The sequence below is a fragment of the Kitasatospora sp. NPDC004723 genome (assembly GCF_040609255.1).
Classification (GTDB): Bacteria; Actinomycetota; Actinomycetes; order Streptomycetales; family Streptomycetaceae; genus Kitasatospora.
Genome location: NZ_JBEXJT010000084.1, coordinates 1 through 12,659, shown reverse-complemented (window position 1 = coordinate 12,659; position 12,659 = coordinate 1). Strand labels below are relative to the sequence as shown.

Here is a 12,659-nt window from a genome sequence, read left to right as displayed (position 1 = left end):
CCCCCACAACGACGAAACGCCGGTCTCCGAGACAAGTCTCGGAGACCGGCATCACTCACCGCAGGCGATCAATCACAATTCACCAACAGCATCCGGACGAACCGTTCCGGGCCCTGCGCGCGGTGGCTTCGCGCGGTGGGTGCTACTGGGCGGCGTGCCGGCCGGCGCCGCGCGCCGCGCCCTCCTCGGCGCCGGCCTCCTCGACCCCGTCCTCGGGGTCGAAGGCCGGCAGCGTGGCCAGGTAGGTGGAGGCGACCAGCTGGCCGACCGCCTGGTACGCGCCCAGCGGCGCGGCCGACGGGCAGCCGGACTCCTCGGCCGCCGCGGCGAGCAGCTCGGCGTCCGCCTCGGGGCCGATCACCAGCGGGGCCAGCGCCGGGTTCTGGGCACCCATCTCCTTGAGGTGGGCGACCGCGTCGGCCACCGAGCCGGGCAGGTCCAGCGCGGCGGCGACCACCGGCACGGCGAGCCTGGCGGCCAGCAGCATGCCGGTGATGCCGGCGGCGTCGGCGGCGACCTGCCCGCCGACGGTGGTGAGCACCACGCCGTCGGCGGCGGTCGCGATGGCGAACAGCCGGGCCCGGTCGGCGCGCGCCAGCCCGGCCTCGGAGAGGCGGACGTGGACGGCTTCGGCGAGCAGCGGGTGCGGGCCGAGCGCGTCGGTCACCGGGGCGCCGTACTCGGCGGCCAGCGCGTGCAGGTGGGGGAGGAAGTCGTGCGGGCCGGGCACCAGCGGCACCACGACCGGCGCGGGCAGGCCGGCCTCGGCCGCCTCCGCCAGCAGCTCGGCGACGGTGCGCTCGCCGCCCGCCTCGCCCTCGTTGCCACCGGAGGGCAGGTAACCGGCGGCGGTCCGCACGCCGTTCTGCTCGCTGCGGACGATGGACAGCAGCTCCTCGACGACGGGCCGGGATTCCGGCCCGGCGGCCGCGGGGACGGCGAGCAGCAGGGCCGGGGAACCGGCCGGGATCTCGGGGCGCTCGGGACGGCGGTGGCGCCCCCGCGCACGGGAGCCTGGAGTGCGGACGGGCAGTGGCGCGCCCGGGATGGCTGCGGTGCTCATGGCGGAGATCGTAGGACATCGGTCCGCCCGCCCCGCAGTCGGCTGCCGAACCGAGGGGGACGGCCACCGTGAAAACCGGACATAACCGGCCCTCGGGCGGCAGTTCTCCCGGTACCCGTTCAGATGCGCCGGAACGGGAACCGCGTTGCCGGTCCGGCGCGTGAGATGTCTCACAGCGCGCGGGTGGCCTGACGGAGGGTCACGAAAGGGCGACTCCGGGCGTTCGAAGATCAACAATCGGAGGGTGGCCGCCTACGGGCGGTTATCGGTGGCTTGCCGATTCAGTCGGCTTTGTCCGTTTACGTACCGTCAGGCGGGCGCCTCGTGAAGAGTTCCGGTTCGGTGTCGAAAAGGCCGTGCACCTGCAACGTCCCGTGCTGATGCACGTGCACTGGAGCTATCATCACGTCAAGTGAGGCGGTGTGCCGGGCCGGTACGGGGCCGGCCCGTCCGTTCGGCCGGGGCCGGGGCGCCGAGCTGAACGACCCACTCCGGAGCTCTTCGGGAGATTTCTATGCACGACACGCACGACACGTTCGACACGTCCGACACGTACAACGGGATGGCCGCGACCGACCTTGAGGGCGTGGTCTGGCAGAAGAGCCTGCACAGCAACTCCCAGGGCAATTGCGTCGAGTTCGCCGCACTCCCCGGGGGCGAGGTGGCGATGCGCAACTCGCGGTTCCCGGACGGTCCGGCGCTCATCTACACCCGCGCCGAGATCGCCGCACTGCTCCTGGGGGCGAAGGACGGGGAGTTCGACCACCTGGCGGTCTGACCGGCCGCCGGCTTCACATCGGGGGGCCGTCGTGGGTGCTGACACCACGACGGCCTTTGTCTTTTCCTGAAGGCCTCGCCCGGAGCCGTCGGTCCGGAGCCGTCGTTCCGGGCCTTCGCCGCGAAGCCTTCGTCGCGCGGTCCCGTCCGGACCGCCGCCGCACGCGGATCACGGCGCCGCCACCACCGGTGGGCCGCCGGTGCCCGCTGCCCGAGGGCCGCCGGTCGCCGCTGCCGGGGTGCCGTTCGCCGTGCTGTGGTGATTCCACGCGCTCGCGCCGTCGGACGCGATGCCCTCGGACGCGATGCCCTCGGACGCCGGTCAGGCCGAACGCCGGTGCCGTCCGCCGAACTCGGCCACCGGGGCGGGCGCCAACCGCTGCGCCTCCTCCGCCTCGAACAGCGCCCAGACGACCTTGCCGCTGCCCAGCGGGTGCCAGCCCCAGGAACGGCTGAACGAGTCGACCAGGTGCAGGCCCCGGCCGGACTCCGCCACGAAGTCCGCCTCCCGGGCCACCGGGCCGGCGCTGCTGGGATCGCTCACCGCGCAGACGATCTGGGGGGCGCGGTGCACGAGGCTTATTCGGATCGGCAGCCGGCTCTCCGCCGCCGGATGCGTGGGAAAGTCGTAGTCGTCCGCCGCGGTGGGACACGCGCCGATCGCGTGCCGCAGCGCGTTGGTCACCAGCTCCGATGCCACCAGCGCGACGTCGTCGAAGAGCTCGCCCAGCCCCCAGCGCTGCAGGGCGGTCCTGGCGAAGTCGCGCGCGGTTCTCACAGCCTCATAGCGGGGAGCGAGCGTACAGGTGACCACATGGGGGTCGACTGCCAAGGCCGTTCCGGTGCTCATGAAGAGCTCCTCCCATAAGGGGGCGGACACGGCTGGACCCGCCGGGGTCATGCCGGTCACCTCCGACTCGCTCGGCCGCGAGGCCGCCCCTCGACCAGGCGCGCGCGCACGAGGGCCCGGAGGCGCGGGGGCGCTGCCGGGCCGGTGCACGGAATCGCGCGTGGGGTCGACGCGGAGCCCGCGGGATTGCCAGGGATGTGCAGGTGCACGTGCACCATCGTGCTCTGCGCTCACTGCAGATGCAAGAGTCGATTCACGTGCAGTCGTTCAAATGGCATATGCAAGCGCCGGATGCACGTGCATCCTGGTGCATGGAGTGCAGAACTGATAGGAACATCCGTCAGTATCGGCACCGTGAGCGCTCAACTGATGGCAGACTGTGCGCTGTTTGCCCTAGGTGGAGGTTAGGACCGCATGACCACAGTTCAGCCGGGCGGCGGCTCGATGGTCCGCCGGATCCTCCTCGGCTCCCAGCTGCGCCGGCTCCGCGAGACGCGCGGCATCACCCGCGAGGATGCGGGCTACGCGATTCGCGCCTCCGAGTCCAAGATCAGCCGCATGGAACTCGGCCGGGTCAGCTTCAAGGAACGCGACGTCGCCGACCTGCTCAGCCTCTACGGCGTGGACGACGGCCTTGAACGCGAGGCTCTGCTCGGCCTGGTCCGCGAGGCGAACAAGTCGGGCTGGTGGCACAGCTTCAACGACGTCCTGCCGGGCTGGTTCCAGACCTACGTCGGCCTCGAGGAGGCCGCTGCCCTCATCCGTACCTACGAGGTCCAGTTCGTCCCCGGCCTGCTCCAGTCCGAGGAGTACGCACGGGCGGTTTTCGGCCAGAGTCGGCCGGTGATCAGCGAGGAGGAGGTGGAGCGCCGGGTCAGCCTGCGCATGCGCCGCCAGAAGCTGCTCACCGAGGGCAACAGCCCCCGGCTCTGGGCGGTCATCGACGAGGCCGCGCTGCGCCGGCCGGTCGGCGGGCCGAAGGTGATGCGCGGCCAGGTCCAGTACCTGATCGACGCCGCCGAGCAGGCCAACGTGGTCATCCAGGTCATGCCGTTCCGCTTCGGCGCGCACGCGGGTGAGTCCGGTGCGTTCACCATCCTGCGCTTCCCCGAGCAGGACCTCGCCGACGTGGTCTACCTGGAGCAGCTGACCAGTGCGTTGTACCTGGACAAGCGCGACGACGTGGACGCCTACATCCAGGTCATGGAACGGCTCTGCGTGGACAGTCTCACGCCCGAGCGCACCATCGACCTGCTGTCCTCGATCCTGAAGGAGCGCTGAGCGCGAGCCGGGAGCCGACCGGGAGAACGGGAACCGGGAGACCGGGGACCGGGACACCGGGAGGTGACCGGAGCACGACGGGGGAGCGGCCGCCGGCCGCCGCGGGTCAGCCGCGGGCCGGCGGCCGTTCCCGTTCCGGCGGGAGCGGCTGCGGCGGGCGGCCCAGCTGCCAGGGCAGGTCGTAACGGCGGAACAGGTCGGCGCGGATCGGGGCCAGCGGCAGCTCCGCCCCGGGCAGCAGCAGGCCTATGCAACCGCCCATCAGCGCACTGCGCAGCACCGCGTGCTCGGCCGCCGGGTCGGGCGCGCCCCAGTCGCGCAGCAGTCCTTGGAGGAGGGCGCCGAGCCGCTGCTGCTCCGGGTCCTGGACGAAGGCGCCGGTGTCCGGGTCGAGGATCAGCGCGAGGTGCGAGCGCATCACCCGCGGGTGGTCCACGGCCAGGCCGAGCACCGCGTCGATGGCCCGGGCGAGCCGGGCCTCCGGACCCGCGTCCGGGGCCAGCTCGTCGAGGGCGGCGGAGAGCGTCCGGTGCATCATCCGGTGGGTCGCGGACTGCATCAGCAGCCGTTTGCCGTCGAAGTAGTAGGACAGCAGCCCGCGCGCGAGTCCGGCCCGCTCGGCGATGTCGGTCAGCGTGGTCCCGGCGTATCCGCGCTGGTCGACCAGTTCGACGGTGGCCCGCATGATGCGTCGCCGGGAGCGCTGACGCATCTCCTCATTGACCGAATCCCCGCGAGGTGCCATCGTGTCTGCTCCGTACGTTCGTTGGCTGGCGGCCAATATACTGGCCGGGCCGACGGGCGAACCGCGGTGTCCGGCCCTTGGTCGGGCGGTCCGGTTCGGTTCGTACGGAGGCGCCGGCTCTACCAACACGGGGGTTTGGTAGAGCCGGCGCCCGGTCCGACGGCGGGGGCCGGACACGGGTGCCGGGAACCCCGGGTCGGGGACCGGGCCGCCCGTCGTCCGGTGCTCGGCGCTCAGCTCTTGCTGAGGATCTCGTCGCGCCGCTCAGCCAGGTCTTCCCGGCTTACTGACGGATAATCATAGTCCAGCACCGGCAGGGGAGTTGCCTTCTTCCGGCGGTCGAGTACGGCGCCGGTCACCGCGATCAGCAGCCCGACCAGTGCGACCCCGGTGACGAAGAGCAGCGCGGGCCGGTAGCCGTCCAGCTGGGCCTGGGCGCTGGTGCCGCCGCCGTTGCCGGCGGTGATGATCGCGGTGGCGCCGGCCAGCACGACCGCGGTGCCCACCTGGATCGCGGTGTTCACCAGCCCGGAGGCGAGCCCCTGCTCCTCGTCGGCCACCCCGTCGGTGGCGGCGATGTTGACCGAGGGGAAGGCCAGCGCGAAGCCGACGCCGAGCAGGACGATCGACGGGAGCACCAGCGCCGGGTACGAGCTGTGCTCGTCCAGCCGCAGGAACAGCGCGAACGCGCCGACCAGGGCGAGCAGGCCGATCGGCAGCAGCCGGCCGGTGCCGAAGCGGTCCACCACCGGGCCCATGAACGGTGCCGAGAGGGCGATCATCGCCCCGGCCGGGAGCAGTCCGAGCGCCATCGCCAGGGCCGACCAGCCGAGCAGGTCCTGCAGGTAGAGGGTGACCACGAACTGGAAGCCGCCGTACGCGCCGGCCATCGCGAAGGCGATCACGTTGGCGCGGGCGACCCCGCCGTTGCGGAAGATGCCGAGGCGCACCAGCGGGTGCGCGGTGCGGCTCTCGACCACCAGGAAGGCCGCGACGAGCAGCACCACGACGGCGAGCGAGCCCAGGGTGCGCAGGCTGAGCCAGCCCGCGCCCTGGGCCTCGGTAGCGGTGTAGACCAGCAGCAGGACGGAGGCGGTTCCGGTGATCGCGCCGAGCACGTCGTAGCGGCCGTGCGCCTTCTCCTCGGCCGGGCGGGGGAGCAGCCGGACGGCGAAGGCCAGGGCGATCAGCGCGATCGGGACCGGCATCAGGAAGGTCCAGCGCCAGCCGACCGAGGTGAGCAGCCCGCTGAGCACCAGTCCGAGGGAGAAGCCGCTGGCGCCGCAGGTGGTGTAGATGGACAGCGCCCGGTTGCGGGCCGGGCCCTCGGGGAACGTCGTGGTGATGATCGACAGGCCGGCCGGGGCGGTGAAGGCGGCCGCGACGCCCTTGAGGAAGCGGGCGGCGATCAGCAGGCCGCCGTCGTCGACCAGGCCGCCGAGCAGGGAGGCGGCGGCGAAGACGGCGAGCGCGGTGAGGAAGACCCGGCGGCGGCCGAGCAGGTCGGCGGTACGGCCGCCGAGCAGCAGCAGGCCGCCGTAGCCGAGCACGTAGCCGGAGACCACCCACTGCAGGGTGGAGGTGGAGAGGTGCAGTTCGGAGCCGATGGACGGGAGGGCGATGCCCACCATCGAGACGTCCAGGGCGTCCAGGAAGAGCGCGGCGCAGAGCACGATCAGGGTGCCCCAGAGGCGAGGGGTCCAGTGGCCTCCGGCAGCTGACGGTGCGTCGGATGTCGTGGCGGTCGCTGTGGTCATGGCCCAAGAGACTACATGCATGTGCATTCAATGCAAGTGAATAAGATGTTAACGCATAAGTTGCTGGCGCCTGTGGTACGGTGGCGCCGTGGCTGAACTCGACTCCCCGGCGGAGGCAGGTCTGGTCGCCCAGTGGCGCGACCTGCTGGCCCGGCATGCCCAGACCTCCTGCCTGCTCGACCGTGAGCTCGGGGAGAAGTTCGGCCTGGGCATGAGCGAGTTCGAGGTGCTGGAGCGCCTGGTCGAGGGCTGCGACGGCACCGGTCACGGGCTGCGGGTCCAGGAGCTGGCCCCCACGGTGCACCTCAGTCAGAGCGCGCTCTCCCGGCTGATCGGCCGGCTGGAGAAGGCCGGGCTGGTCACCCGTGCGATGTGTGTCGAGGACCGGCGCGGCATCAAGGTCGCGCTGACCGAGGAGGGGCACCGGCGCTACAACGAGGCGCGTCCGCTGCACCGCGAGGTGCTCTCGCTCACCCTGGCCGACGACCCGGAGCCGGCCTGCGGCTCCCCGATCGCCGACTGACCTCTCGCCAACTCGCCGGTTTTTCCGGCCGATTGGACGTCACGGCCGCGCCGGTCGTCCCGGCGTTGCCGGTGGCCCCGATGGCCCCGGGGCCCCGGCGGTCAGCGCAGGGCGAGCAGTCCCGGCGCGGCGGCCAGCACCACGACCGCGGCGGGCGTCGCCAGGGCGAACAGAGTCACCTGCAGCCGGCCCGGCACCGACAGCCGCGGCCGTCCCGCCAGCAGCCGGTCCACCCGCTTCGGGGACTGCGCCAGCCCGGGCGGGCAGGAACCGAACACCCCGCGTCCCAGATTGATCTCGGCCAGCGCCAGCGCCGTGGTGTGCCGCCCGTGCCGGCGCGCCGCCCGGTCGTCCGCCGCCAGCTCCACCAGCTCGCCGACCTGGTCCCGGAAGGCGCTGAACACCCCGACCCCGGGGAATCCGGAAGCAAGCGCCTGGGCGACCTGCGCCAGCCAGTGGTGCCGGGCCCGGACGTGCCCGCGCTCGTGGCTGAGAACCGCCGCCAGCTCCCGGTCCGTCAGCTGCCGCATCGCCCCGGTGGTCACCACCAGCCGGGAGTCCTGCCCCGGCAGCGACCACGCCTCCGGGCGGACGTTCTCCAGCACCACCAGCCGCTCCCGGCGCGGCCGGGCGCCCTGACCGGAGGCCGGCTCGATCGACTCCGGCAACGGCGGTGACAGCTTCGCCAGTTGGGCGTGCCGCCGGGCGCGCAGCGCCTTCGCCGTACGGACCTCGCGGGTCAGTGCGAACGCCGTCTGCAGAGCGCCCGCCGCCAGTACCGCCGCGCACAGCCGCCCCCAGCCCTCGGCGTTGTGCAGCCCGTACGCGGCCTCGACGCCGTTCGGCGCGCAGGAGAACAGCACCTCCCGCAGGGCGGGCAGGGCGGCCATCGCGGCCAGCACCAGGCTCAGCGCGCAGCACAGCAGCACGGCCACCACCAGGCACTGCCAGACCAGCAGCGCCAGCACCGGTTCCCGCTCCACCCAGCGCGCCCGGGCCAGCAGCCGGGGAGCGGCGGTGGCGAGCAGCAGTCCGAGCAGCAGCAGGCCGAGCAGGGCCGTCATGGCATGGGCTCCCCGAGGGCAAACGGAGCGCGACAGTGCGCTTCCCGCCAACTTATGCGCTGCCGGGGTGCGGTGGTACGACTTTCGGTCGCCCAGTGACCAACGCCACGACCGCGCTCCGGCGTGGCGGCTTCCCGCGGCGCCGTACGGCGGCCGGACGGTCCCGGTGCGGACGTCCTACATGGTCAGGAGCATGGCGAACATGCCGATGACCACCGACAGCCGGCAGGCCCGGGGCAGCCCGGCCGCCGCGGTCACCGGCACCGCCCCGCCGGGCCCGCTCAGCAGCCGGCTGCCGGACCACAGCGCGTACCCGCCGAAGTAGACGAGCAGCGCGCCGGTCAGCGCCGGCGAGCCCGCCGCCGCGTGGTGCCCGGCGTGGCCGGGGGCGGCCGTCATCACCAGCGCCATGTACGTCATCGCCAGCGCGCCGACCGCGTGGTGCAGCCGGTGCGCGCGCCGGGCCGGCCGGCACAGGGCCACGAGCAGCAGGAGCACCGCGGGCGGACCGTACACCCAGGCCCACACCTCACCCGGTACGGCCGTCCCGGTCACCGCCATGGCCGCCATCCCGCAGCCCATCAGTCCCTCGGCCAGGTCCGACTCGTGGGCGCGCAGCCGCCGCGGTCCAGCGCCCGCGGGGACGGGCGCGCCGTCCGCCGGAAGACACGGGGCGTGGCGCAGCCGGGAGAGGCAGTAGCCCCCGGAGGCCGCGGAGAGCACGGCGAGCAGCCAGCTGACCAGGTTCGGACCGTGCAACGGCGGCCTCCCGGGCGGCGCGGACGGGCGTCCCGTCCACGATCGGCGCCCGCCGCCGCCCGCAGCAGGGCGCGAACGGGGGCGCACGGAGGTGCCGGTCGTGCGGCCGGGCGCGGAACCTCCCCCCGGTGGCGGGGCCCGGAGCCGCGCGGCATGGTCGCCTTGGGGGATTCGCCCGGCCTGTCCGGAAGATCCCACCGACCGTGCGCGCGGCCGCCGTTCGCGCCCCGGACACGCGCCGCCGTAGATCCGTCGCTCGGCCCCCCCTTGAACGGAAGAACCTTTCGTACTTATGGTGGTCTCGTTGAAACCCTCCTGTCGAAGTGAGTCCCCGATGCAGAATCTTTCGTCAAGGCTCGCTGTGGCGGCCGACGCCCCGGCCCAGAACCTCGCCGAGCACCCGGCCTGGCTGCGTCTGAAGGACGCCGTCGAGACCCTGCGCCCCCTGCAGTCCAAGGACGGCTCCATCGACCTGGCCTCCGTGCAGCGCCACACGGTCGACCCGCTGGTCGCCACCGTGCGCACCGCCGTCGCCGAGCTGGCCCCGCACTTCCCGCACGACGCCGCCTACCTGGCCGCCGTCGACGCCGACCTGGCCAAGTGGGCCGACACCGGCTACCGGGAGCCCGACTTCCTGGACTCGCTGCTCGCCTTCCAGCCCGCCGACCAGCGCGAGGACGGCCTGCAGCACCTGGTCGTCTTCCCGATGTACACCCAGAACGGCAACCCGGACCGCAACCTCGAAGCCGTCCTGCTGAACGTCGTCTGGCCCGAGTGGCTCGCCGAGCTGGAGCGCACCCGCTTCGACAACCCGATGTTCGTGCCGATCACCTTCAACGACTTCACGGCCGGCTACGACACCAACTCCGCCGTCCTCTTCCCCGAGACCGTGGCCGTGCGCAAGGCGCCGGAACGTTTCACCTGGGGCGGCATCTTCTGCGACCGCGAGGCCGCCCGCTTCCGCGTCGTCTCCACCAACGCCGTCGAGCAGCTCGGCCTGGAGATCCCCGCCGACGCCGCCGCCCTGCTGGAGGACCAGGAGCGCTCGCAGCAGACCTTCGTGCTCTGGGACCTCATCCACGACCGGACCCACAGCCACGGCGACCTGCCGTTCGACCCCTTCATGATCAAGCAGCGCAGCCCGTTCTGGATGTACGGCCTGGAGGAGCTCCGCTGCGACCTCACCACCTTCAAGGAGGCGGTGCAGCTGGAGACCGAGGGCAACGAGCACGCCCGCGACGTCCAGTACGCCGTCCTCTTCGACCGCCTCTTCCGCTTCCCGGTCAGCGGCGACCGCGTGCGCAACTACGACGGCATGGGCGGCCAGCTGCTCTTCGCCTACCTGCACAAGAACAACGCCCTCCAGTGGCGCGACAACCGCCTCAGCATCGACTGGGAGCGCGCCCCGCAGGTCACCAACGCCCTCTGCGCCGAGATCGAGACCCTCTACCGCGACGGCATCGACCGCCCCAAGCCGGCCCACTGGATCGCCGCCTACGAGCTGGTCTCCCGCTACCTCACCCCGCACCCCGCCTCCACCTGGGCGAAGGGCACCGAGGCGCTCCCGCTCGACATCACCGACGGCAAGGCGCTCAACAAGGCCCTGTGCGACGCTGTGCTCCCCGACGAGTTCCCGCTGAGCATGTTCTACGAGGCCCTCTCGAAGAAGCTCGGCGGCGTCATCGCCTCGACCGCCGGCATCACCGGTGCCGGCCTGCAGGGAGCTGCCGCGTGACCACCGCACCCAAGGGACCGCTGACCGGCAAGGTCATCGCCGTCGCCGGAGCCAGCGGCCCGGCCGGCCAGGCCGTGCTGCGCCGCCTCGCCGCCGACGGCGCCACCGTCATCGGCGCCGACATCGACGCCCGCCGCCTGGAGTCCGCGCTCGACACCGTCCGCGTCGCCGTCCGCGGCGCACGGATCAGCGGCCAGGTCATCGACCTCCTCGACCCGCAGGAGGTCCACGACTGGGCCGACCACCTGGAGGCCGAGCACGGCCACGTCGACGGCGTGATCCACCTCGTCGGCGGCTGGCGCGGCAGCAAGACCTTCTTCGACAGCCGACTCGACGACTGGGACTTCCTGCACGACACCGTCGTGCGCACCCTCCAGCACACCTCGCTCGCGTTCCAGCCCGCCCTGCTCCGCAGCGAGTCCGGCCGGTACGCGATGATCTCCGCCGCCGCCGCCCACAAGCCCACCGCGGGCGGCGCCGCCTACGCCGCCGCCAAGGCCGCCACCGAGGCCTGGACGCTCGCCATGGCGGACTCCTTCCGCAAGGAGACCACCGCCGAGGACGGCAAGCCCACCGCCGCGGCTGCGATCCTGGTGATCAAGGCGTTGGTCAGTCCCGAGATGCGGGCCGAGAAGCCGGACGCCAAGTTCACCGGCTTCACCGACACCGCCGACCTCGCCGCCCACCTGGCGGGCCTCTGGGACCGCCCCGCAGAAGAACTGAACGGACAGCACCTGTGGCTGACAGCCCAATGACCGACCCCTCCGCGACCGACCCCTCCGGCCGCACCGACGCGGTACGGCGGCACGACCCCGCCGTCCGCGGCTTCGCCAGCGACAACTACGCCGGCGTGCACCCCGAGGTCCTCACCGCGATAGCCCTCGCCAACGGTGGCCACCAGATCGCCTACGGCGAGGACGACTACACCACCCACCTGCAGGACGTCTTCCGCCGCCACTTCGGCGAGCAGGCCGAGGCGTACCCCGTCTTCAACGGCACCGGCGCCAACGTCGTCGCCCTGCAGGCCCTGCTCCCGCGCTGGGGCGCGGTGATCGCCGCCGAGAGCGCCCACATCAACGTGGACGAGGGCGGCGCACCGGAGAAGATGGGCGGCATCAAGCTGCTCACCGTCCCCACCCCGGACGGCAAGCTCACCCCCGAGCTCATCGACCAGCAGGCCTGGGGCTACGGCGACGAGCACCGCGCGCAGCCGCTCGCGGTCTCGATCACCCAGAGCACCGAGCTCGGCACCCTCTACACCGTGGAGGAGATCGGGGCGATCGTCGACCACGCGCACCAGCTCGGCATGCTGGTCCACGTGGACGGCTCGCGGCTGGCCAACGCCGCCGCCTCGCTCGGCGTCCCGCTGCGCGCCTTCACCACGGACGTGGGCGTCGACGTGCTGTCCTTCGGCGGCACGAAGAACGGCCTGCTGTTCGGCGAGTGCGTGGTCGTGCTCAACCCCGAGAAGGTCCGGAACATCAAGTTCCTGCGCAAGACCTCGATGCAGCTCGCGTCGAAGATGCGTTTCGTCTCGGTCCAGTTCGAGGCACTGCTCTCCGGTGACCTCTACCTCCGCAACGCCGGCCACGCCAACGCCATGGCCGGCCGCCTGGAGGCGGCGGTCCGCGGGATCGACGGCGTGACCGTCGTCCGCCCGGCCCAGGCCAACGCGGTCTTCGCGATCCTCCCGCGCGAGGTGAGCGAGCGACTGCAGAAGCGCTACCGCTTCTACTTCTGGAACGAGCACACCGGCGAGGTCCGCTGGATGTGCGCGTTCGACACCACGGAGGCGGACATCGACGCCTTCGCGGCGGCCATCGCCGAGGAGATGGGCCGCGCCTGAGACGCCGCTTGAACCGCCGATCGTCCCGTCCTGCGTCAGCAGGGCGGGACGATTTGCATGTGGCGGGTCGGTCCCCGTACAGTTCCGGAGTCGCCGCGAGAGAGCGGGGACAAGCGGAAAGCGAAGTCGGATGAATGAAACTCCGGAAAACGGAGCGGAAAACATCTGATAAGCTCGAAACACGAAAGAACGAAGCGCCCGGAGGGCCCGCTGGAAGGCGGCTCGAAGGAAGCGTCCGTTCCTTGAGAACTCAACAGCG

Annotated in this window: 12 protein-coding genes; 6 read left to right on the top strand and 6 right to left on the bottom strand. The window is 72.2% G+C overall.

Features of this window, described 5'->3' with window-relative positions; all coding sequences use genetic code 11:
- Positions 1-142 precede the first annotated feature (142 nt).
- The gene (locus tag ABZW10_RS38280) at positions 143-1,063 is read right to left on the bottom strand and encodes a hypothetical protein (protein WP_355376217.1); all 921 of its coding nucleotides are present in this window, start codon (positions 1,061-1,063) and stop codon (positions 143-145) included.
- Positions 1,064-1,577: 514 nt separating this feature from the next.
- Here ABZW10_RS38280 and ABZW10_RS38275 point away from each other — a divergent pair.
- Entirely contained in the window at positions 1,578-1,841 is a 264-nt protein-coding gene (locus tag ABZW10_RS38275; protein WP_355376214.1) for a DUF397 domain-containing protein, read from the top strand.
- 321 nt (positions 1,842-2,162) lie between these two features.
- Here the strand turns inward: ABZW10_RS38275 and ABZW10_RS38270 are convergent, their stop codons facing one another.
- Entirely contained in the window at positions 2,163-2,690 is a 528-nt protein-coding gene (locus ABZW10_RS38270) for an ATP-binding protein (RefSeq protein ID WP_355376211.1), read from the bottom strand.
- A 414-nt stretch (positions 2,691-3,104) separates the two neighbouring features.
- On the opposite strand from ABZW10_RS38270, the gene ABZW10_RS38265 reads away from it, so the two are divergent.
- Complete coding sequence (locus ABZW10_RS38265) at positions 3,105-3,971, top strand: helix-turn-helix transcriptional regulator (protein ID WP_355376209.1); 867 nt, start codon at positions 3,105-3,107, stop codon at positions 3,969-3,971.
- Positions 3,972-4,077: 106 nt separating this feature from the next.
- Here ABZW10_RS38265 and ABZW10_RS38260 read toward each other — a convergent pair whose 3' ends face one another.
- Positions 4,078-4,683, bottom strand: a complete 606-nt coding sequence (locus ABZW10_RS38260) for a TetR family transcriptional regulator (RefSeq protein ID WP_355376206.1) — start codon at positions 4,681-4,683, stop codon at positions 4,078-4,080.
- A gap of 266 nt (positions 4,684-4,949) precedes the next feature.
- Positions 4,950-6,473, bottom strand: coding sequence for an MFS transporter (locus tag ABZW10_RS38255; protein WP_355376203.1), 1,524 nt, complete (start codon positions 6,471-6,473; stop codon positions 4,950-4,952).
- 88 nt (positions 6,474-6,561) lie between these two features.
- Between ABZW10_RS38255 and ABZW10_RS38250 the strand changes: the two genes are divergently transcribed.
- Positions 6,562-6,996, top strand: a complete 435-nt coding sequence (locus ABZW10_RS38250; RefSeq protein ID WP_355376200.1) for a MarR family transcriptional regulator — start codon at positions 6,562-6,564, stop codon at positions 6,994-6,996.
- A gap of 101 nt (positions 6,997-7,097) precedes the next feature.
- Here the strand turns inward: ABZW10_RS38250 and ABZW10_RS38245 are convergent, their stop codons facing one another.
- Both ABZW10_RS38245 and ABZW10_RS38240 read right to left on the bottom strand, forming a co-directional pair.
- Positions 7,098-8,060 carry a M56 family metallopeptidase gene (locus tag ABZW10_RS38245; RefSeq protein ID WP_355376198.1) on the bottom strand — a complete coding sequence of 321 codons (963 nt, stop codon included), beginning with the start codon at positions 8,058-8,060 and terminating at the stop codon, positions 7,098-7,100.
- Positions 8,061-8,237: 177 nt separating this feature from the next.
- Positions 8,238-8,819 (bottom strand): DUF5134 domain-containing protein, encoded by a 582-nt coding sequence (locus tag ABZW10_RS38240; RefSeq protein ID WP_355376195.1) that lies wholly within the window; start codon positions 8,817-8,819, stop codon positions 8,238-8,240.
- Between the two features lie 334 nt (positions 8,820-9,153).
- On the opposite strand from ABZW10_RS38240, the gene ABZW10_RS38235 reads away from it, so the two are divergent.
- Genes ABZW10_RS38235 through ABZW10_RS38225 form a run of 3 tightly spaced genes read left to right on the top strand, consistent with a single transcriptional unit; the run spans position 9,154 to position 12,400 of the window.
- Positions 9,154-10,554 (top strand): DUF6421 family protein, encoded by a 1,401-nt coding sequence (locus ABZW10_RS38235; RefSeq protein ID WP_355376192.1) that lies wholly within the window; start codon positions 9,154-9,156, stop codon positions 10,552-10,554.
- On the top strand, positions 10,551-11,309 hold the full coding sequence (locus ABZW10_RS38230; RefSeq protein WP_355376189.1) for an SDR family NAD(P)-dependent oxidoreductase: 759 nt from the start codon (positions 10,551-10,553) through the stop codon (positions 11,307-11,309). The genes ABZW10_RS38235 and ABZW10_RS38230 overlap by 4 nt, the downstream gene beginning before the upstream one ends.
- Positions 11,306-12,400 carry a low specificity L-threonine aldolase gene (locus tag ABZW10_RS38225; RefSeq protein WP_355376219.1) on the top strand — a complete coding sequence of 365 codons (1,095 nt, stop codon included), beginning with the start codon at positions 11,306-11,308 and terminating at the stop codon, positions 12,398-12,400. Before ABZW10_RS38230 ends, ABZW10_RS38225 begins: the two co-directional genes overlap by 4 nt.
- The last annotated feature ends 259 nt before the right edge of the window (positions 12,401-12,659 follow it).